This window comes from Glaciimonas sp. OK215 (genome assembly GCF_057787885.1).
On record NZ_CM173544.1, the window covers coordinates 3,458,688 to 3,480,421 of the forward strand.

The following is a 21,734-nucleotide window of genomic DNA, read 5'->3' on the forward strand; positions in this document are numbered from 1 at the left end:
CGGCTCGGACTACATAACAAGCCGCAGTGATAACCCAATAACAAGATACCACTATGAAAAAAGTCCTCATTCTCGGCGTTAACGGCTTCATCGGCCACCACCTCTCCAAACGCATTCTGGAGACCACCGACTGGCACGTCTACGGTATGGACATGATGACGGACCGCATCCGTGACCTGCTCGACAACGAAGATTACAAATCGCGCATGCACTTCTTTGAAGGCGACATCACGATCAATAAGGAATGGGTTGAATACCACGTCAAGAAATGTGACGTGATTCTGCCGCTGGTCGCCATCGCGACGCCATCGACTTACGTCAAGAAACCGTTGCGCGTCTTCGAATTGGATTTCGAAGCCAATCTGCCTATCGTCCGTTCGGCGGCAAAATACGGCAAGCATCTGGTGTTCCCATCGACATCTGAAGTCTATGGGATGTGCCACGATGAAGAATTCGATCCGGAAGAATCGGAATTGATCTGCGGCCCAATCAACAAGCCGCGCTGGATTTACTCTTGCGCCAAGCAATTGATGGACCGCGTGATCTGGGGTTACGGCATGGAAGATGGCTTGAACTTCACCCTGTTCCGTCCATTCAACTGGATCGGCGCCGGCCTGGATTCGATCCACACGCCAAAAGAAGGTAGTTCGCGCGTCGTCACGCAATTCTTCGGTCATATCGTTCGCGGCGAAAACATTTCGCTGGTTGATGGCGGCCAGCAAAAACGTGCATTCACCTACGTCGACGACGGTATCGATGCGCTGATCAAGATCATCGCCAACAAAGACGGCATCGCCAGCGGCAAGATCTACAACATCGGCAACCCGGTCAACAATTACTCTATCCGCGACCTGGCTGAGATGATGTTGAAACTGGCGGCGGAATATCCGGAATACGCGGACTCGGCGAAGAAAGTCAAACTGATCGAGACCACGTCCGCTGCGTACTACGGCAAGGGCTATCAGGACGTACAGAATCGCGTACCGAAAATCACCAATACCTGCGGTGAACTGAACTGGCAACCAACCACCAACATGGCCGACACACTGCGCAATATTTTCGATGCGTATCGCGGCCAGGTCGCCGAAGCACGTGCATTGATGGATTAAGCGCGCAGCGCAAAGGGTGGAAGCGCATTGCCGTCCGCCCTTTGCGCGTCACATGCGATGACCAGCACGTAGCAGTTGCAACTCTGACGGCGGCGGACATCCGCCCTGCCAGCCTGTCCACTCTCAAGTATCAAACCGACCTTGCCGCTTCTCACCCTGAAAATCGACGCCGACACCTATCGCGGCACCCGTGAGGGAGTACCGAACCTGGTGCGCCTGCTGAACAAATATCAGGCCCGTGCGACCTTCCTGTTTTCACTCGGCCCGGACCATACCGGATGGGCATTGAAACAGGTATTCCGGCCCGGATTTTTCAAAAAAGTGTCACGCACTTCGGTAGTCGAACATTACGGTTTGAAAACGCTGATGTACGGGGTGTTGCTGCCGGCGCCGGATATCGGCAAGACCTGCGCCGCTTACATGCAGGCGGTACAGGCAGCGGGCTTTGAATGCGGCATCCACACCTGGGATCATCGGGTCTGGCAAGACCATGTAAGGCAGCGCGATGCGGCGTGGACGCAGGCCACCATGCAGCGTTCGTTTGATCGCTTCGAAAGCATCTTTGGCGTCGCGCCCAGCACCCACGGCGCGGCGGGCTGGCAAATGAATCCGTACGCGTTCGAGCAACTGGAAGTGTTCGGGATTGCCTACTCGTCGGATGGTCGCGCCATGCTGACGGACTCCGGCACATTGGCCAACCGGGCGGCTGGCCCACATCGGTTAAGCGTTAACGGCAAAACACTGCCATGCATCCAGTTGCCAACCACCTTACCGACACTCGACGAATTACTCGGGCGCAGTGTTGATGGCGTCGAATTGAATCCGTCAAATATCGCGGCGCACCTATTGAAATTGACCGCAACGCCACGCGATCATGTATTTACCTTGCATGCAGAACTTGAAGGGCAAAAACTCGCCCCAATATTCGAGCAGTTACTACAGGGATGGCGTGCGCAAGGCTACGATCTGGTAGCTATGGAAGATTATTATCGGCACATTAAAGATCAGGCCTTACCAACCGTGCCGCTGCTCTGGGCCGAGTTGCCGGGCCGATCCGGCGCCATGATCATGCAGCCCGGCGTTTGATGCAATCTCACTGTCCATCATTTTATAAATTTCATTCAGGGAACAGGACAATAAAGTGGCAGATCAACCATCGATTATCAACATGACGGTGCCAGACTTCTCCGCAGCCATGACTGGCGATCAGACTTTTACACTGTCCGATTATCAAGGTAAAAATCTGGTGCTGTATTTTTACCCAAAAGACAACACGCCTGGCTGCACGACCGAAGGCATCCAGTTTCGCGACCTGTATCCGGAGTTCCAGCAGCACAATACGCTTTTATTCGGCATCAGCCGCGACAGCGTGCGTTCGCATGAAGGCTTCAAAGCTAAACTGGGCATGCCATTCGACCTGATTTCCGATCCTGACGAAACGCTGTGTGCTATGTTCAATGTCATGAAGATGAAAAACATGTACGGCAAACAAGTTCGCGGTATCGAACGCAGTACGTTTGTGATTGACGGCGCCGGCATATTGGTGAAAGAATGGCGTGGAGTGAAGGTGCCTGGGCACGTCACGGAAGTACTGGATTTTGTGAAGACCATTACTTGAGTTTCTAAGTCATTGAAATCTAAAAAACTTATTTCTGGAAGCCGTTTGAGGATAAGGTCTTTGGCCTTCTCAAACGGCTTTTTTACTTTGCGATTTGACCATTTTCGCAATTCGCGAAACAGCTACTCGTAGTTTTCTGACGCCTTTTGTTGTTTTTACGTTTGTTTTACCGGTTGGTCTGGTTCGTGTTTTACCAAAGCGAACTATTTTTTCATCACTAGAGCGAGGTTTTTATGCCCCTACCAAAACTACCGACCAAACCCGCTGCCCTACTCTCCGTTCAGGATTATCCAAAAGCGGAAGCTGGCAAAACCGTCAAGCCTCGCATTGCAATCGTTGAGCCGACCGCCCGCACTGCGCGCACAACAACCCCGACAGTAGCGCCGCAAGCACGCAACAAGCAAGTAGAAAAACGTCCCGTTGAAAGCCGCAAAGCCGACAAGGCGCCAAACGATAGCCCGCGTGCAATCATCGATAAAACCGCCAAATCCATAGAAGCCCGCCCTAAATCCAGCATTAGCCGTGCGGCCGACAAATCCGGCATCACCAAATTGTTCGTGCTCGACACCAACGTATTGATGCACGACCCAAGCTCGCTGTTCCGCTTTGAAGAACACGACATTTACCTGCCGATGGTGACACTGGAAGAACTCGACAACCATAAAAAAGGCATGTCGGAAGTCGCACGCAATGCCCGTCAGGTTTCGCGTTCGCTCGATGCCTTGGTCGGCGATGTGGTCGACGAGCAGATCGACCACGGCATTCCATTATCCAAACTCGGCAACAAGGATGCCAAAGGCCGCTTGTTCTTCCAGACCAAACTGCAAAACGGCGCGCTGCCCGAAGGTTTGCCGGTCGGCAAAGCGGACAATCAGATTCTCGGGGTGGTCCGTGCACTTGAGACTGAAACACCAGGTCGTGCGGTGGTGCTGGTGTCGAAAGACATCAATATGCGCATCAAGGCCCGCGCCATGGGTTTACCCGCGGAAGATTATTTCAATGACCATGTGCTGGAAGATACCGATCTGCTGTATTCCGGCATCCAGCAACTGCCGGATGATTTCTGGATCAAGCACGGCAAAGGCATCGAGTCCTGGCAAGAAAACAAACTCGGCACCGGCTACACTTATTACCGTCTGAGCGGCCCGTTGGTGCCATCGCTGCTGGTCAATCAGTTCGTGTTCATCGAACCGAAAAACGGTGAGTCGGCATTCTACGGCCAGGTCACGCAAATCAACGGCAAAACGGCTGTACTGCAAACACTGCGCGACTATGCCCACGCCAAAAACAGCGTGTGGGGCGTCACCGCACGTAACCGCGAACAGAATTTCGCGTTGAATTTGCTGATGAACCCGGAATGTGATTTCGTGACCTTGCTGGGTCAGGCCGGTACCGGCAAGACACTGCTGGCGTTGGCGGCAGGCTTGGCCCAAGTACTCGAAACCAAAACCTATAACGAAATCATCGTTACCCGCGTCACGGTGCCGGTCGGCGAAGATATTGGTTTCCTGCCCGGTACCGAAGAAGAGAAGATGGGGCCATGGATGGGCGCCTTCGACGACAACCTCGAAGTCCTCAACAAGTCCGATTCCGATGCCGGTGAATGGGGTCGTGCGGCAACCCAGGATCTGATTCGCTCACGGATCAAGATCAAGTCGCTCAACTTCATGCGCGGGCGTACTTTCGTCAACAAGTTCCTGATCATCGATGAGGCGCAAAACCTGACGCCTAAGCAAATCAAAACCCTGGTGACGCGCGCCGGCCCCGGCACCAAGATCATTTGCCTGGGCAACATCGCGCAAATTGATACGCCGTATCTGACCGAAGGTTCCAGCGGCCTGACCTACGTCGTCGATCGATTCAAAGGCTGGTCACACAGTGGCCATGTGACGTTGGCGCGCGGCGAACGATCACGTCTGGCGGATCATGCGAGCGACGTGCTGTAATAATTTTATGGGCGTCGGTTAGTAATTCAGGACACTCGTCCTGCGACGTACTTAAACTGAAAAGGGAGCGATTCATTTGAATCGCTCCCTTTTTTATTCGGTATCGATATGTCATCAACGGCTCTGATGATCCCACCAATCAATCGCTCAGCCTATTAAACCAAAGCGCTTCAAATGCGTTCTCAGTCGCAGTCTGAACAAAGTTATAAAACAACTACCGCGAGCTCTTAACCCGGACCAAGAGCATTGCCACCGGCGGTGATCACGTACATTTGAAGTCTTTACCTAAACAACAGACTGCGAATTTGATCGAATTCATGTATATTCTTGCCTAGGCAATGATTATTGAAGCAACCAAGTGAGCGACCCTGTGAGCAATTCAGCCCCCCTTTTTCCTCTTGATAGCTATCAAATCGAGGATAGCATCGGCTATTTACTGGCACGCACACGTACCATGCTGGTGAAAAGCTCAGACGAATCACTGGCCGGGTATGGCATCACCCATGCGCAAGCAGCTATTCTATTGATGCTTTCCACCGGCAAGTATTCAACTGCCGCCGATCTGGCCCGCGAAACCTACAGCGATGCAGCCTCCATGAAGCGCATGATCGATCGACTTGGCGCACGGGGACTGATTCGGCGCGAGCCATGCTCACAGGATCGACGCCTGGTGAAGCTATGCCTCACCGACGATGGTGCCGAACTGGCAAAACAGGTCCCTGCGGTTTTCTGCGGTGTACTGAACCAGCATTTTGCAGATTTCACTGCGGAAGAAATCGGCTTTCTGAAGTCCATGCTGCGTCGCGTACTGGCGAATAACACGCCAGCTCATGCAGCTAAAACTAAGTGACCAGGCAACAGTAATTTCATTGCATTTGTACTTGTAATCGCATACGGAACACTTTTCTAAACACACCATCACCGACAAATAGCCGTTAAAGAAATCATCCCAATGAACTCTCTTCCAATCCAATCCGGGCGCGGCTTGCCATTTGTAAGCATGCAGCGCCTTGCCATCTGCGCCGCCGCTGTCCTGCTGTCGGCTTGTGTCGGCATGAACGGTATTCACACCAACGCGCACTCCAATACGCCAGCCGACTATGCCTCCGCAACGTCGCTGCCAGATCAAGGCGGACTGTGGCCTGATGCCTCCTGGGTCGCAAGCATTGGCGGCGCACCGCTGCAACAACTCACCGATGAGGCGCTGGCAGGCAATCCGGGACTACAAGTCGCAGCGGCCCGCGTCGCCGCAGCACGTGCGATGGTGGAAGCTGCAGGTGCCGCATCCAAACCGCAGGTTAGCGCCGGCTTTTCGACTACACGCGAACGCTTTACCGCAAACAGCATCTATCCTCCACCTTTCGGTGGCGCCTATGTGACGGATAATGAATTGGCGCTGAACTTTTCTTACGACCTCGACTTCTGGGGCAAACACGGTGCCGAATTACGTTCCGCACTGTCTCAGAGCAAGGCAGCCGAAGCCGAACATTATGCGTCGCGCCTGATGTTGACTACCGCAGTTGCCAAAGCATGGGTACAACTGGCACGTGAATATGCGCAACTGGATTTGACCAACCAGCAGTTAGGCTTGCGCGACCAACTAGACCGTCTGACCCAGCAACGCGTCGCGGCCGGCCTGGACACACAAAGCGAGAATCAGCAAAGTCGCTTGCTGGTCGCCAATCTGCGCGCCGAACAGGCCCAGTGGAATGAAGCAATTGCGTTGACCCGTAACCAACTCGCGGCATTGCTTGGTCACGGTCCGGATCGTGGCTTGAGTATTCCCCAGCCAACTCTGCCGCCAGACGCCGCCATCGCCCTGCCCGACCAGTTGCCGCTGGGCTTGCTGGGACGCCGCGCCGATATCGTTGCTGCACGCTGGCAGGTCGAAGCCGCGCAGAGCGATATCAAGGTGGCAAAAACCGAGTTTTATCCCAACGTCAATCTGTCAGCGATGATCGGCCTTTCCAGCCTTGGCTGGAGCAACTTTCTCAGCAAAGGCAGCATGGTCAACGGGATTGGCCCTGCCATTCATTTACCGATCTTCGAAGGCGGCGCATTGCGCGCGCAACTCAAAGGCCGTGTCGCCGCGTACGACGGCGCAGTCGCGACTTACAACCAGGCCCTCAACGACGCCCTGCATGAAGTCTCGGACCAGGTGCAGTCGTTACGCGCCGCTGAAATTCAGAAAAATAATCAGCAAGCGGCAAGCGATGCCGCCGAGCGCGGCATGAAACTGGCGCAGCAACGGCAGCAGGTAGGCACCGCCAATATGCTGCAAGTTGTCGCTACCCAAATCACCTACCTGTCGCAGCGCAAGCTGGAACTGGATACCCGTGCCCGTCGCGCCGATCTGCGGATAGGCCTGATCAAGTCACTGGGTGGCGGCTTTGATGCCGGCGCCGAAGGGCTGGCACCAGCAGCGTATGGCACTCCCGACACCAACAAAAGCAGCACACCATCAAACCGCCCACCTCTTGCGAATGCCGCGCCATGAACACACCTAATCAAACTCCTCAAGACAAGCCAGTTGCCGCTACTCCTGCCAACGGCGGGGTGCCAGACATCGAAAAGCCGATTGAAAGTCAAGGCAAGCGTCGCGGCCTGCTCATCGCTTTCACCGTCATCCTGATTATTTTGTTGATCGCCTACGGCATCTGGTGGGCGGTGTTCGCCCGCCACTACCAGAGCACCGATGACGCCTACGTCTCCGGGAACGTGGTGCAGGTAACGCCGCAGGTCAGCGGTACCGTGCTGGCCATCAACGCCGACGATACCGAACTGGTCCAGGCGGGCAAGCCATTAGTTGAACTGGATCAGGCCGATGCCAAAGTCGCCCTCGACCAGGCCGAAGCGCAGCTGGCTCAGACCGTACGTGAAGTGCGTACGCTGTTTGTAAACAACAGCGCATTAACCGCCAACGTCACCGCACGTCAGTCGGAAGTCGAAAAATCACGTGCCGATGTGGCGCGTCGCCAGCAATTGATCAGTACCGGTGCGGTGTCCAAGGAAGAATTGGAACATGCCAAAGTAGCGTTGCAAGGCGCACAAGCAGCACTGCAAGCTTCTACTGAACAACTGGCGTCGAATCGCGTGTTGACTGACAAGACCACGGTTGAACAGCATCCAAACGTGCTGCGCGCTGCGGCCCAGGTACGCAACATGTATCTGAACTACTCACGCACTACCTTGCCTGCGCCGACCACCGGCTACATCGCCAAACGCTCGGTACAAGTCGGTCAACGTGTTGCGGCTGGTACGCCATTGCTATCGATCGTGCCGTTGAATGCGCTGTGGGTCGATGCCAACTTTAAGGAAGTACAGATCTCCAGCATGCGTATCGGTCAGCCGGTGACACTGGTATCGGATTTGTACGGCTCGAAGATCGAATACCACGGCAAGGTTTCCGGCCTGGCGGCAGGCACCGGCTCCGCTTTCGCCTTGTTGCCGGCGCAGAACGCCAGCGGCAACTGGATCAAGATCGTACAACGCATCCCGGTCCGCATCACGCTGGATCCTAAAGAACTGGAAACCCATCCGCTGCGAATCGGTGTCTCCATGGACGTCAAGGTTGACATCGCCAAAACCGAAGGCACCTCGCTGACAGCAGGTTCAGCGGCACGCACGACGCCAGCCTACAAGACCGAAGTGTTCGACAAATCGGGCGAGGAAGCCGATGCCATTATTAGCCGCATCATCGCCGCAAACAACGCTGCTGCAGCGCGTTGAAACCTGTTGCATCAGAAGCCGTGAAATTTTCTGAAGTGCTTGTTTTGAGTATGCTGCAGAAAATTTCACGGCGTATTTTGCGCAATAACCAAACCGGAATGCATGCATGAGTCCCCCTAATCAACCACACCAGCCGTTGCAGCCTTTGACCGGCGGGAAACTGGTTCTGGGCACGGTAGCATTATCGCTAGCCGTGTTCATGAACGTACTCGACTCGTCGATTGCGAACGTCTCGATTCCGGCCATCTCCGGCGACCTGGGCGTGTCACCGCAACAAGGTACCTGGGTCATCACGTCGTTCGCGGTGGCGAATGCCATTTCGGTACCGCTGACCGGCTGGCTGACCCAGCGCTTCGGTCAGGTACGGCTGTTCATTAGCTCGATCATCCTATTCATCCTGTCATCGACACTATGCGGCCTGGCGCCGAGCATGGAAGTATTGATTGCGGCGCGCGTGCTGCAAGGCGCCGTTGCCGGACCAATGATCCCATTGTCGCAATCGTTACTGCTGGGAAGTTATAAGCCCTCAAAAAGTGGCATGGCGCTGGCATTTTGGGGTATGACGACCCTGGTGGCGCCAATCATGGGGCCATTATTGGGCGGCTGGATTTCAGACAATTACACCTGGCCATGGATCTTTTACATCAACATTCCAATTGGTGTCTTCGCCGCCTGGGCTACCTGGTCTATCTATAAAACGCGCGAGTCGGCGACCCGCAAGTTACCCATCGATGCGATTGGTCTGGGGCTACTCGTGGTATGGGTGGGCTCGTTGCAGATCATGCTGGATAAAGGCAAAGAACTGGATTGGTTCAACTCCGGGCAGATTGTCATTCTGACTGCCATCGCAGTAGTTGCCTTCATCTATTTCGTGATTTGGGAGTTGGGCAGCAAACATCCGGTGGTCGACCTATCCCTTTTCAAAACCCGGAATTTCAGCGGCGGCGTCGTCGCAATTTCAGTCGGCTATGGCCTGTTCTTCGGCAGCCTGGTGATTCTGCCGCTGTGGTTGCAAACACAGCTTGGTTACACCGCAACGCTAGCCGGTGAGGTCATGGCGCCGGTGGGTATTTTCGCCATCATCCTGTCGCCGATGATCGGCAAGATCTTGCCCAAGGTGGATGCGCGCTGGGTTGCATCGGCAGCGTTCCTGATCTTCGCAGTGGTGTTCTTCATGCGTGCCGCATTTACCCAGAACGTCGACACCATGACGCTGATGATTCCAACCGTGATCCAGGGCGCTGCGATGGCAATGTTCTTCATCCCGTTAACTTCCATCATCTTGTCGGGTCAACCGCCGGAGAAAATTCCGGCGGCTGCAGGTTTGTCGAACTTCGTCCGGATCATGTTTGGCGGTATCGGCACCTCTGTCACAAGTACGTTCTGGGATCGGCGCACCGCTTTGCATTATTCACAATTATCCGAGCATAGCGGTCCGCACAATCCGGCCTTTACAGATGCAGTGCACGGCCTGACGGCGCAAGGAATGCCACAACAAAGCGCCTATGCCGTCATCGACAGATTAATGACAGTCGAAGCCAGCACCAAGGGCGCTACCGATATTTTCTGGATATCGGCGATACTGTTCCTGTTCCTGATCGGACTAGTCTGGCTGACCAAACCGCAGCGTTCCAGCGTACCGATTGATGCTGGTGGCGCGCATTGATGACTTGGTAAAGCGGAGCTGGTAGCGCACTATCGATAGGATTGAATACTCGGCTCGCTAAATTACCAGCACGGATGATGCGTATGCGAATACACATCATCCGTTTTTTTATTCGCACCAGTGAACCACATGGCTGCACGCAATTGGCGAGCCCCATGTCGTCGTACTGCCGTTGCCGGCGAATCGCACGCATCGCCTTGATCGCAGGCATACCTGATGCCGAATATTTTCGTACCTCTCGTACCAATAGAAACGGGCCGTGCAAATCAATTTTGCACGGCCCGCACCAGGTCAGGTCAATTGCTAACGGAACGCTTACAGCAGATGCATCCCTACCCACCAGGCAATCGCTGCAATAAATGCCGATGCCGGAATGGTGAGAATCCAGGCCCAGACAATATCGCTCGCAACGCCCCAGCGTACCGCCGACATCTTGCGCGCCGCGCCAACGCCAACGATCGCACCTGTGATGGTGTGGGTGGTAGAAACCGGAACCCCTAACATGGTCGCCATGAACAGCGTAATGGCGCCGCCCGTTTCGGCACAAAAACCGCCAACCGGTTTCAGTTTGGTGATTTTCTGTCCCATGGTTTTGACAATCCGCCATCCGCCGAATAACGTCCCGAGACTGATCGCGGTATAGCAGGAAAAGATCACCCACCATGGCGGCAACGAGTCGGAGCCATTCGAAACACCCGCAGCGATCAGCAGCATCCAGATGATACCGATGGTTTTTTGGGCATCATTACCACCATGGCCCAGGCTGTACATCGAGGCCGAAAGCAATTGCAGGCGGCGGAACCATCTATCGACCTTGCGCGGCGTCGAGCGCGCGAAAATCCAGGATACCAGCACCATCATGATCGAGCCGAAAACAAAGCCGAGCAACGGTGAAAGGACAATAAACGCAATGGTTTTGATGAGTCCCGAAGAGATCAGCGCGCCAGTACCTGCCTTAGCCACTGCAGCGCCAACCAGGCCACCAATCAGCGCATGCGATGACGATGATGGAATGCCGTAATACCAGGTCAGAATATTCCAGCAGATGGCACCGATGAGTGCGCCAAACACCACGTAATGATCGACCACTTCAGCGTGAATAGTGCCTTTGCCGACGGTGGCTGCGACATGCAGTTGAAAAACCGCAATCGCGACAAAGTTAAAGACTGCGGCCATTGCTACGGCTTGTTGTGGCTTCAGAACGCCGGTAGAAACAACCGTGGCGATGGCGTTTGCAGCATCATGAAAGCCGTTCATGAAATCGAACACCAACGCCAGTGCAATAAGGAAGGCAAGAACGTAAATACTTATATGAAGAGTATGCATGGAAAGTTGAGTCGTTTTTTTGAATTACATCAAGGTGGCAGATGCATGCTGTAATGCTTTTTAGCCCACGGGGCCCGTCACCGGCTACCCCGTGTCGAACGTGCCGCTGCGTAGGGCTTAAGCGTTTTCTACGATGATGCCTTCAATGATGTTCGCGACGTCTTCACAACGATCTGTCACTGTTTCCAGGATTTCATATATCGCTTTCAACTTGATCAGCGTGCGCACATCCGGCTCGTCGCGGAACAGCTTCGACATCGCAGCGCGCATCACGTGATCCGCATCCGATTCAAAACGGTCAATCTCGGCGCAGATTTCCAGAATTTTTGTCGAGTTATCCATGTTGTGCAACAGCGCTACTGCCGCCTTGACTCTTTCGGCACAAGACAGACATAACTCGGCGAGACGCTTGGCTTCCGGCGTAATGGCCTTGATGTCGTACAAGGAAATGGTTTGCGCCGCATCCTCGAGCAAATCGAGAATATCGTCCATGCGCGTAATCAGCTTATGGATATCATCACGGTCAATCGGCGTAATGAAAGTCTTGTGCAGCATGTCGATCGCCGCGTAGGTCACCTTGTCGGCCTGCTTTTCGATGCTTTCAATCGCGTGGACCCGAATCTCCAGATCGTCGAAATTGGTCATCAACGCCACCATTTCTTTAGCGCCCTTGACGCACAACTCTGCATGCTGATTAAAGAGCTCAAAGAATTTGCCCTCGGTGGGCATCAATCGTCCAAACATGTTTATTCTCTCTTCTTCTTGATTAAAGCTGAACTGGGTTAAATCTGTGCGGCACTACAAGGAATTTAGGTCGAACTAATGAAATCCGGACAAGTTGGATTCAATTTTTCAGACCGGATTGTTACATATATTTCAAACCATCTGTCCAAACTGAAAATTTCCAGATTGGATTGCTGCTATTCGGCAATAAGGAAATACTAGCTTGACGCCGACCAGGATTGACAAAAATACAGCATGTAACGGAAATTAAACATCGCCCGATTAATCACCGCCATAAGGTGCTGCAAGGCCGCCGGCATAGTTATCAAATTTGGTGTATTGCCCCAGGAAAGTCAGGCGTACGCTACCAATCGGGCCATTACGTTGCTTGCCAATGATGATTTCGGCAGTACCTTTTTCTTGCGAGTCGGGGTTGTAGACTTCGTCACGATAGATGAACAGGATAACGTCGGCATCTTGCTCAATCGCACCTGATTCACGCAAGTCGGACATGACCGGGCGCTTATTCGGTCGCTGCTCCAGCGAGCGGTTCAACTGCGACAACGCAATCACCGGGCACTGCAGTTCTTTGGCCAGACCTTTTAAATTTCGGGAAATTTCAGAGATTTCAGTGGCGCGATTTTCACCCGCACTATTTCCGGACATCAGCTGCAAGTAATCGATAATGATCAATCCCAACTTGCCGCACTGTCGCGAAAGCCGGCGCGCACGTGCGCGCAGTTCCATTGAGCTCAACGCCGGCGTTTCATCAATGTACAGCTGCGCGTCATTCATCTTCTGAATCGCATGCGTCAGGCGCGGCCAGTCCTCGTCGTTCAGGCGGCCGGTACGCAAGCGATGCTGATCAAGGCGTCCAACGGAACCCAGCATACGCATCGCCAGCTGGGTGCCCCCCATTTCCATCGAGAACACCGCGACCGGCAGTCCGCTTTCAATGGCCACCGTCTCGCCGATATTGATCGAAAATGCGGTCTTACCCATCGATGGCCGACCGGCCACGATAATCAGATCGCCGGGCTGCAAGCCCGAAGTCATTTTATCGAGATCGGTAAAGCCGGTTGGCACGCCGGTGATTTCACTTTGATTGTCGCGACTGTAAAGCTCATCAATGCGTTCGACCACCTGGGTCAGCAACGGTTGAATTTCCTGGAAGCCCTGCGCACCGCGCGAGCCCTCTTCGGCAATCGCAAAAATCTTCGACTCTGCCTCATCCAGCATCTGCTTGACTTCTTTGCCTTGCGGACTGAAAGCCTGACCCGAAATTTCATCGGCAACAGTAATCAGTTTGCGCAGGACGCCACGGTCACGCACGATCTCGGCATAACGACGAATATTGGCAGCGGAAGGAGTGTTTTGCGCCAGCGCATTGAGATAAGTCAGGCCACCGACTTCTTCGGCCTTGCCGGTACCCCCCAGCGACTCATACACCGTGATGACGTCGGCCGGCCTTGAGTTATTGATCAGCTTGACGATATGCTGAAAAATAATCCGATGATCGTAGCGATAAAAATCGTCAGCCCGCACAAAATCAGCGATCCTGTCCCAGGCGGCATTATCGAGCAGCAACCCACCCAGAACGGACTGTTCTGCTTCGATCGAATGGGGTGGTACGCGGAGGGAATCTAACTGAGGATCTGAAGGTGCATTCATGGCGCGAATTATACCTGCTTAGCCATGTTTAACTCTGCTGCCGCGCACAAAAAACGGCAATAAAAAAGCCGGGCGAACCCGGCTTTTTAGCATTACAACAAATACTGGCCACAAACTTAATGAAATTAAGCGTGCTCGCCGATCACTGTAACAGTCACGTCAACCAGGACGTCAGTGTGCAATGACACGGCAACAGCGTGGTCGCCAACAATCTTCAGCGGACCGACAGGCAAACGCACTTGCGCTTTTTCAACGGCAAAACCTTGCTTGGTCAACGCTTCAGCGATATCAGCATTGGTAACCGAACCGAACAAGCGGCCATCGACGCCCGATTTTTGCGAAATCTTCACGGTCAAACCGTTCAGTTTTTCGCCTTGCGCCTGGGCAACAGCCAATTTCGCCGCAGCAGCGTTTTCCAGCTCGGCGCGCTTGACTTCAAATTCAGCGATTGCCGAAGTTGTAGCACGGCGTGCCAGACGTTGCGGGATCAGGAAGTTACGTGCGAAACCATCTTTTACGCGAACGACTTCACCCAGATTGCCGACATTAACGACTTTTTCCAACAGAATAATTTGCATGTTTTTCTCCTATTTCAAGTCGTCAATTAAACGTTGTGCAGATCGGTGTATGGCAGCAATGCCAGGAAACGTGCGCGTTTGATCGCGGTGTCTACCTGACGTTGGTAAATTGCCTTGGTACCCGTCAGGCGTGCCGGCATGATCTTGCCGTTTTCCTGAACGAAATCTTTCAACGTATCGACGTCTTTGTAATCAACGCTAGCAACATGTGCTGCTGTGAAGCGGCAAAACTTTTTACGCTTGAACAGCGGGTTTTGTTGTTGACGCTTGTTTTTCAGTTTGCTTTTATCGAACTTTTTACCGAATGCCATTTGTGGCTCCTGTATAAATAATTAATCTGCAGTTTCAGCTGCAGCAAATTCAGTGATGTGAAATACCAGACTTCTGCCGTTGCGACTCTTGCGGGCCAAAAATCCCGTGAACCAGTATTGACCGCCCAAAACCGTCTGATTGAATCTGCCCGAAATCTCACCTATGGCAAGCGCGGCAATTTCGAACTCAACCTGACGCTGAATACCTGCTTCAATTGGTGACGAGCGACTCAGCAATGTTGCCGAAACGATCGGGATGCCAGCCGGTGTGTAACGCAATACTTCGCGTTCGGCAATTTCGGCAACCAGTTGAAACACATTATTGAGTTGGCTCACTCCGGTTTACTTGGAAATTTGATGACGCAATGAATCCACGTTAATCGGCAAAATTAGGCGGCTGCGGCTGGTGCGGCTGGCGCTTCAGTACGATGGCTCTTGGCCGCATCTTCCTTTTGCACTGCCTTCATCATTGGCGATGGACCAGTTTCAGCTTTTTTCAACTTGACTGTCAGGTGACGCAAAACTGCATCATTGAATTTAAAACCAGTTTCGATTTCGGCCAGTGTTTCGCTGTCGCACTCGATGTTCAGGCAAACGTAATGCGCTTTTGCCAGTTTCTGGATCAAATATGCCAGTTGACGGCGGCCCCAATCTTCAACGCGATGAACGATACCACCACGTGTAGTGACGATACCCTTGTAGCGTTCGATCATTGCAGGCACTTGCTCGCTTTGATCCGGATGGACGATAAATACGATTTCATAATGACGCATGTAAGCTCCTTTTTGGACTGTTGAAAATAGCCCACCCCGGCGTCAAGACGAGTGTGGGAAGAGGAAAACCAGCAACTATACAGTGAAACCTTAGCAAACTCAATGCTTTCAAGCGCGCAAGCAAAGCGGCTCCGAGTTTGGCAAATTCGCTTGCATTCCCCCGAATACTGTACAAAAATACAGACTGTTTATATACACAGCATCAATGACTCATCCGAATTGCGCGCATGCACACTCAGTCTGCACCCTCCAATACCTCGACATCAGCCGCCGCCAATATGATCAAATTAACCGCACGTCAACAACAAATCCTCGATCTGATCAGGGATGCCATCGAAAACACCGGCTTCCCCCCCACACGGGCAGAAATCGCTACCGAACTGGGGTTTCGCTCAGCCAATGCCGCCGAGGAACATTTGCAGGCATTGGCGCGCAAAGGCGCGATTGAAATTTCACCTGGCACCTCACGTGGCATACGCTTGCTCGATAAACGGCTGGATCCGAGCGCTCGAGCCGAGCGCAGTCCTGGACGACAATTGGCACTACCGCATCCGGCCTTGATGCAACTCAGCCTGCCGCTGGTTGGACGGGTTGCCGCTGGCTCGCCAATTCTCGCGCAAGAACATATTCAGGCGACCTACAACGTTGATCCGGCACTGTTTAGCGCCAAGCCGGATTACTTGCTCAAGGTACGCGGCATGTCGATGCGGGATGCCGGCATTCTGGATGGCGACTTGCTGGCGGTAAAGAAGACCGACAGCGCCAGAAATGGGCAAATTGTCGTTGCACGCCTCGGCGATGACGTGACTGTCAAGCGTTACCAGAAGACCGGCTCGACGATTCAACTACTGCCGGAGAATCCGGATTTTGAACCGATCATCGTCAGCGAGGATCAGGATGATTTTGCGCTTGAAGGCCTGGCGGTAGGATTATTACGCAACTGGGCCTAAACGCATCCTTTCGGACCACAATTTTCCTTGGGCATTTATTTAGCGTGCATTCAGCGATCAAGGCGTCGCCGCTTGGTCAAAATCTGATTGGCGATACCGCGCAGGATATTCACCTCTTCGGTCTCCAGTCCGGCGCGGGAAAACAAACGTTTTAAGCGCGGCATCAGTTTTTTCGGATGGGCCGGATCAAGAAAATCGATTTCGATCAGCGCCCGCTCCAGATGCGCAAACATGCCTTCGATCTCAACCAGGTTGGCGGCATCGCCATGAAATCCGATCTCACCACTCGGGCTCGACGACTGGTCTTCGCTGGCAGCAATCCGGCACTCGTAAGCCAACACCTGTACCGCTTGCGACAAATTCAACGACGAATAATCGGGATTGGCCGGAATATTGATCAATACATTACATTTTTCGACAATTTCATTCGGCAAACCATAGCGCTCGCTGCCAAATAACACCGCTCCCGTGAGGCTGGCATCATTGGCAAGTTGCGTTGCCAGCGCCCGCGGCGCAATCACTGGCGGCGAAAACTCGCGCAACCGCGCACTCAGTGCAGCTGCGAAATTGCAGCCGACCAGGGCCTGCTCGACACTCTCGACTATCCTGGCGGACGCCAGAATGTCCTGAGCGCCGCTGGCTAATGCGATGGCCTCGTCGCGCTGCAGGACGTCAGGGTACCGAGGATTCACCAGTACCAGTTCGGAAAATCCCATGGTTTTAATGGCGCGCGCGGCGGCGCCAACGTTGCCAGGGCTACTGGTTTCGACCAGTACAAAGCGCAGGCGATTGAAAAGAGACGTGTTGGTTTTTGTCAGGTTCATTTAAAATAGCGACATTCGCAGGTAATTTTCAGGGAAAAGCTGATTTCGAGTTTCAGCCGACACCCGCTGCATCGCTCATTATTATTCATATAGGTGGTTCTGTTCCTTTCGGCGCAGTGCCGCCATTTTAACGGAACCGAATCCAGTTATGCATCCTATGCTCAACACGGCCATCAAGGCCGCCCGTCGCGGTGCCACGGTCATCTCGCGCGCCTCCTTCGATCTCGACTTGCTCCAGATTACAAAAAAAGCGCATAACGACTTTGTCACCGAAGTTGACCAGGCTGCCGAAGCAGCGATCATCGACGTGCTGAAGAACGCTTATCCGGATCATGCGATTCTAGCCGAAGAGTCCGGCGCTTCTGACAATCTGCACGACGAAAACGAAAACGTCTGGATCATCGACCCGATCGACGGCACCACCAATTTCATCCACGGCTTTCCACAATACTGCGTATCGATTGCGCTGCAGCACCGCGGCCAGATTACTCAGGCGGTAGTCTATGACCCTACCCGCAACGACCTGTTTACCGCCAGCAAAGGCGCCGGCGCTTACCTGAATGAAAAGCGCATCCGTGTCAGCAAGCGCGTCCGTATTGCCGACGGCCTGATCGGCACCGGCTTCCCCTTCCGCGAGACCGAAGGCGCGGCAATGGACGAATACATGAAAATGTTCCGCGTCATGACCCAAAGCTGCGCCGGTCTGCGCCGTCCTGGGTCTGCCGCACTTGATCTGGCGTATGTCGCTGCCGGCCGCCTTGATGGCTTCTTTGAGAAAGGTCTGAAGCCTTGGGATATCGCTGCCGGTTCGTTGCTGATTACGGAATCGGGCGGTATCGTCGGTAATTTTGTGGGCGACTCCGACTACCTCTACAAGGGTGATGTACTGGCCGGCAGCCCGAAAATTTTCGCGCAGATGGTTAGCCTGCTGTCACCATACGCCAAAAAGTAGCAGAAAATCAAAAGGCGTTCTAATCCAGATCGGCCGCAATGAAGGAAGACAACGCATAATTAATACCCTGAGAACAATAACAACAGCAACCTGCGGCGCTATTCGCGCCGCAGGGAACGCTAAAATATCGAACCCTCACCTCGGAAACGCTGGTTTTCCAGCTATCGCTGTTATACTCTGCGCGAGCGCGGCCGTTCTCCAGTCAAATGCCGCCGCAAGGGGGTCAGTTGGACTTACGGGATCGCAGCAATAGCTGCCAGGCAGATGGCGTTAGCTGCCTCGAATTAAATCCGACCGACTCCTGAATTCTCTAATCCGTTTGCCTGCGACTGGCGCCCTGAGCGGCGACAGGCCAATATTCTTCTATTGAGCTTCCATGTTATTTTCTGAACTCGGCTTGTCCGATGCCATCGTTCGTGCCGTTACCGAGCACGGCTACACTACGCCCACCCCAATTCAAGCGCAGGCAATTCCTGCCGTGCTGGCTGGAGGCGATTTGCTCGCAGGCGCCCAGACCGGCACCGGCAAAACCGCTGGCTTCACGCTGCCGGTGCTGCATCGCCTGGCGACCTCCGCCACCAACCCAACCGGCTCGCAGCGCCCGATACGCGCGCTAATCCTGACGCCAACGCGTGAACTGGCGGCTCAGGTCGAAGAAAGCGTGCGCCTGTACGGCAAGTATTTGCCGCTGACATCGGCCGTTATTTTTGGCGGCGTCGGCATCAATCCGCAAATTAAATTATTGAAACACGGTGTCGATATTCTCGTGTGCACACCAGGTCGTTTGCTGGACCACATGCAACAGGGCACGGTCAATCTGAAGCATGTCGAGATTTTGATTCTAGACGAAGCGGACCGCATGCTGGACATGGGTTTTATCCGCGACATCAAGAAAATTCTGGCAGTGTTGCCGAAGAAACGCCAGAACCTGCTGTTCTCCGCCACATTCTCGGACGACATCAAAATACTGGCAGATAATTTGCTGAACTCACCGGCGATGATCGAAGTCGCGCGTCGTAATTCGACCGTTGAAGTCATTCAGCAAAGAATTCATCCGGTTGACCGCGATCGCAAACACCCCTTATTGGCACATCTGATCAAGACGCATGAATGGCCGCAAGTATTGGTGTTTACCCGCACCAAACACGGCGCAAACAAGCTGGTCGAACAACTTGAAAAAGACGGCATCAGCGGCATGGCGATTCATGGCAACAAAAGCCAGTCGGCACGTACCAAAGCGCTGGCTGAATTTAAAGACGGCAGTTTGCAGGTACTGGTCGCCACCGACATCGCAGCGCGCGGCATCGACATCGATCAACTGCCACACGTGGTTAACTATGATCTGCCGAATGTCCCTGAAGACTACGTCCATCGTATCGGCCGCACCGGCCGTGCCGGCGCCACCGGCGAAGCGGTATCGCTAGTCTGCGTCGATGAACATCAGATGTTGAAAGACATCGAAAAACTGATCAAGCGTGAATTGCCGAAAGAGATCATCGCCGGCTTTGAACCAGACCCGCATGCGCGTGCGCAACCGATTCAACTGCGTAGCGGCGGCGGTGGCAATCGTGGTGGCGGCGGCGGTCGCTCACAAGGTCAGCGCACAGCAGGCAAAGCGCCCGCAGCCGGCGCCAAGCCAGGCACTGCTCCAGCCAGAAGTCATGGCGGAGGAGGCGGCAATAACTCGCAGGCTCGGCCTGCTACTCCACACCGCTCCGGTGGCCGTGGTCGCTAAGAAATCCCCATAGCAAGCAATTGCAATAAAAAAATGGCCGCGCAATTTTCTGTATGAAAATTGCGCGGCCATTTCAATTTGGCAGGGCCTAACGCGATCCCCGACAACCCTCGTCATGGTTTGCGATTGCAGCGCGCATAAAGCCTTCTGTATGCTATGCGGGACTGCAGGATGGAGATTATTTGGTTTGAATTAGTGCGACTGAATATCGCGAAATGCTACTGTTGATGGCGATCCTTAAATCTTCATTTTTATGCGGCTTCTTTAATCTTTATTTCGCCGTAAATCGAGTAAGGGACGGGATTACCCCCGTCGCCTTCTCACACCACCGTACATGCGGTTCCGCATACGGCGGTTCATTCAACACGCTGGAAGCGCCGCTGGGTGTCCAGCAGCGAAACCAACCCTAATACATCAAAGAAGCGTTTAGGATACGCCGCGTTCATATGACTCGCTCCGGCGTTCCACCAGTGGCCGCGTCCGTTGCTTGCCGACTTCCATGCGCGCGTCTTATCCAAACCTTGGGCTTGCAGCTTCTTGTTACGGGTGGACGGTCGCTTCCATTGCCGCCATAGCAGGCAGCGCAGTTTGCGCCGAATCCATCCGTCCAATTCCTCCAACACACCTTTTACCTCTGTCAGGCGGAAGTACGATGTCCAGCCACGCAGCACCGGGTTGAGCGCTGCGATCGTTTCGCCGAGATTGCGCGAGGCGTTCCCGACCACGATTTCACGCACCCTGTCTTTCAATCGCTTCAGACTGCTATCGGCGATTTTAAGACGGACTTGCTTATGCCAAGTGACGCTGTAACCTAGAAACTTCCGCTGCCAGGGCCGTGCGACGGCGCTCTTGTCCCGGTTGACCTGAAGTTTTAATTTCTTCTCCAGATAGCCGGTAATCGCAGCCATCGCATGCCGTCCTGCCGCTTCGCTTTTGACGTAAATGTTGCAGTCATCGGCGTAACGGCAGAACCGGTGTTCCCGCCGCTCCAGTTCGCGGTCCAAGTCCGTCAGCAGGATGTTCGACAACAACGGTGACAGCGGGCCGCCCTGCGGCGTACCTTCCGTCCTCGCGCTGACGATCCCTGCCGACATCATGCCCGCTTCCAGATAACGACGGATCAGTTTCAATACCCGTTCATCTTTGACTTTCCTGGCTATCCGCGACATCAGAATGTCGTGGTTCACCCGGTCGAAGAATTTCTCCAAGTCGAGGTCGACCACCCAGCGGCGGCCTTCCTTGATATAACCTTGCGCTCGTTGCACCGCTTGCCATGCATTGCGGCCCGGTCGGAACCCATAGCTATGTTCGGAGAATTCAGGTTCGAACTCTGGTTGCAGGACTTGCAACAGCGCTTGCTGGATCAGGCGATCCAACACCGTCGGGATGCCCAGTGTGCGTACCCCGCCGTTGGGCTTGGGTATCTCCACTTTGCGGATCGCCGCCGGTATATAGTTGCCTGCCAGTAGCGCTGTCTTGACGCTTGGCCAGTGCTGTTGCAGCCACGCCTTGAATTCGAACACAGTGAGTCCATCGACTCCCGCTGCACCCTTGTTCTGCATGACCCGCTCATACGCTCGCCACAGGTTGTGACGTTCGACCACGACGTCCATCTGCCGCAGTCCTTCCGCTTTCGTTTGCCCATCCGCCGCCGTGCCAACCTCGGCACCCGACCCGGCCATCGACGAAATCCGTTCGTCTCTCTCCGTGTCGGGCGCAGTTGCCTGCCTTGTTGCGTCATCGATTTGCATCGAGGTCGGATGTCCTAATCGCGTTGTTCAATGTTCAGGCCTTCAGTCATGGCTCTCTCCGGCTCGCCGCCT

Annotated in this window: 20 protein-coding genes; 11 read left to right on the plus strand and 9 right to left on the minus strand. The window is 54.0% G+C overall.

Going from position 1 to position 21,734, the window contains the following annotated elements; all coding sequences use genetic code 11:
- Positions 1–53: 53 nt before the first annotated feature.
- The 8 genes from AC3CHX_RS15800 (at position 54) to AC3CHX_RS15835 (ending at position 10,068) form a co-directional block, all read left to right on the plus strand.
- The gene (locus tag AC3CHX_RS15800; protein WP_488628994.1) at positions 54–1,109 is read left to right on the plus strand and encodes a bifunctional UDP-4-keto-pentose/UDP-xylose synthase; all 1,056 of its coding nucleotides are present in this window, start codon (positions 54–56) and stop codon (positions 1,107–1,109) included.
- 141 nt (positions 1,110–1,250) lie between these two features.
- On the plus strand, positions 1,251–2,195 hold the full coding sequence (locus AC3CHX_RS15805; protein WP_488628995.1) for a polysaccharide deacetylase family protein: 945 nt from the start codon (positions 1,251–1,253) through the stop codon (positions 2,193–2,195).
- A gap of 82 nt (positions 2,196–2,277) precedes the next feature.
- Positions 2,278–2,727, plus strand: coding sequence for a peroxiredoxin (locus AC3CHX_RS15810; protein WP_488644839.1), 450 nt, complete (start codon positions 2,278–2,280; stop codon positions 2,725–2,727).
- 233 nt (positions 2,728–2,960) lie between these two features.
- Positions 2,961–4,673, plus strand: a complete 1,713-nt coding sequence (locus AC3CHX_RS15815; protein WP_488628996.1) for a PhoH family protein — start codon at positions 2,961–2,963, stop codon at positions 4,671–4,673.
- Positions 4,674–5,043: 370 nt separating this feature from the next.
- Entirely contained in the window at positions 5,044–5,523 is a 480-nt protein-coding gene (locus tag AC3CHX_RS15820; protein ID WP_488628997.1) for a MarR family winged helix-turn-helix transcriptional regulator, read from the plus strand.
- A gap of 102 nt (positions 5,524–5,625) precedes the next feature.
- The gene (locus AC3CHX_RS15825) at positions 5,626–7,170 is read left to right on the plus strand and encodes an efflux transporter outer membrane subunit (protein ID WP_488628998.1); all 1,545 of its coding nucleotides are present in this window, start codon (positions 5,626–5,628) and stop codon (positions 7,168–7,170) included.
- Positions 7,167–8,402 carry an EmrA/EmrK family multidrug efflux transporter periplasmic adaptor subunit gene (locus tag AC3CHX_RS15830; protein WP_488628999.1) on the plus strand — a complete coding sequence of 412 codons (1,236 nt, stop codon included), beginning with the start codon at positions 7,167–7,169 and terminating at the stop codon, positions 8,400–8,402. The genes AC3CHX_RS15825 and AC3CHX_RS15830 overlap by 4 nt, the downstream gene beginning before the upstream one ends.
- A 106-nt stretch (positions 8,403–8,508) precedes the next feature.
- Positions 8,509–10,068, plus strand: coding sequence for a DHA2 family efflux MFS transporter permease subunit (locus AC3CHX_RS15835; protein ID WP_488629000.1), 1,560 nt, complete (start codon positions 8,509–8,511; stop codon positions 10,066–10,068).
- 315 nt (positions 10,069–10,383) lie between these two features.
- Here the strand turns inward: AC3CHX_RS15835 and AC3CHX_RS15840 are convergent, their stop codons facing one another.
- The 7 genes from AC3CHX_RS15840 to rpsF form a co-directional block, all read right to left on the minus strand.
- Positions 10,384–11,394 (minus strand): inorganic phosphate transporter, encoded by a 1,011-nt coding sequence (locus AC3CHX_RS15840; protein ID WP_488629001.1) that lies wholly within the window; start codon positions 11,392–11,394, stop codon positions 10,384–10,386.
- Between the two features lie 117 nt (positions 11,395–11,511).
- The gene (locus tag AC3CHX_RS15845) at positions 11,512–12,138 is read right to left on the minus strand and encodes a DUF47 domain-containing protein (RefSeq protein WP_488629002.1); all 627 of its coding nucleotides are present in this window, start codon (positions 12,136–12,138) and stop codon (positions 11,512–11,514) included.
- 261 nt (positions 12,139–12,399) lie between these two features.
- Positions 12,400–13,788: a replicative DNA helicase gene (locus tag AC3CHX_RS15850; RefSeq protein ID WP_488629003.1), complete on the minus strand. Its 1,389-nt coding sequence runs from the start codon at positions 13,786–13,788 to the stop codon at positions 12,400–12,402.
- 125 nt (positions 13,789–13,913) lie between these two features.
- The gene (rplI, locus tag AC3CHX_RS15855) at positions 13,914–14,366 is read right to left on the minus strand and encodes a 50S ribosomal protein L9 (protein ID WP_488629004.1); all 453 of its coding nucleotides are present in this window, start codon (positions 14,364–14,366) and stop codon (positions 13,914–13,916) included.
- 26 nt (positions 14,367–14,392) lie between these two features.
- Positions 14,393–14,677 (minus strand): 30S ribosomal protein S18, encoded by a 285-nt coding sequence (gene rpsR / locus AC3CHX_RS15860; RefSeq protein ID WP_108439014.1) that lies wholly within the window; start codon positions 14,675–14,677, stop codon positions 14,393–14,395.
- A gap of 21 nt (positions 14,678–14,698) precedes the next feature.
- Complete coding sequence (priB, locus tag AC3CHX_RS15865) at positions 14,699–15,013, minus strand: primosomal replication protein N (RefSeq protein ID WP_488629005.1); 315 nt, start codon at positions 15,011–15,013, stop codon at positions 14,699–14,701.
- A 53-nt stretch (positions 15,014–15,066) separates the two neighbouring features.
- Positions 15,067–15,450 carry a 30S ribosomal protein S6 gene (rpsF, locus tag AC3CHX_RS15870; RefSeq protein ID WP_488629006.1) on the minus strand — a complete coding sequence of 128 codons (384 nt, stop codon included), beginning with the start codon at positions 15,448–15,450 and terminating at the stop codon, positions 15,067–15,069.
- A 278-nt stretch (positions 15,451–15,728) separates the two neighbouring features.
- On the opposite strand from rpsF, the gene lexA reads away from it, so the two are divergent.
- Positions 15,729–16,400 (plus strand): transcriptional repressor LexA, encoded by a 672-nt coding sequence (gene lexA, locus AC3CHX_RS15875; RefSeq protein ID WP_488629007.1) that lies wholly within the window; start codon positions 15,729–15,731, stop codon positions 16,398–16,400.
- A gap of 50 nt (positions 16,401–16,450) precedes the next feature.
- On the opposite strand, the gene AC3CHX_RS15880 is transcribed toward lexA, so the two are convergent.
- Positions 16,451–17,224: an RNA methyltransferase gene (locus AC3CHX_RS15880; protein ID WP_488629008.1), complete on the minus strand. Its 774-nt coding sequence runs from the start codon at positions 17,222–17,224 to the stop codon at positions 16,451–16,453.
- 148 nt (positions 17,225–17,372) lie between these two features.
- Here AC3CHX_RS15880 and AC3CHX_RS15885 point away from each other — a divergent pair, with 148 nt between their 5' ends.
- Both AC3CHX_RS15885 and AC3CHX_RS15890 read left to right on the plus strand, forming a co-directional pair.
- On the plus strand, positions 17,373–18,176 hold the full coding sequence (locus tag AC3CHX_RS15885; RefSeq protein WP_488629009.1) for an inositol monophosphatase family protein: 804 nt from the start codon (positions 17,373–17,375) through the stop codon (positions 18,174–18,176).
- Positions 18,177–18,552: 376 nt separating this feature from the next.
- Positions 18,553–19,911 carry a DEAD/DEAH box helicase gene (locus AC3CHX_RS15890; protein WP_488629010.1) on the plus strand — a complete coding sequence of 453 codons (1,359 nt, stop codon included), beginning with the start codon at positions 18,553–18,555 and terminating at the stop codon, positions 19,909–19,911.
- Between the two features lie 356 nt (positions 19,912–20,267).
- Here AC3CHX_RS15890 and ltrA read toward each other — a convergent pair whose 3' ends face one another.
- Positions 20,268–21,662: a group II intron reverse transcriptase/maturase gene (gene ltrA, locus AC3CHX_RS15895; RefSeq protein WP_488629011.1), complete on the minus strand. Its 1,395-nt coding sequence runs from the start codon at positions 21,660–21,662 to the stop codon at positions 20,268–20,270.
- Positions 21,663–21,734: the final 72 nt, after the last annotated feature.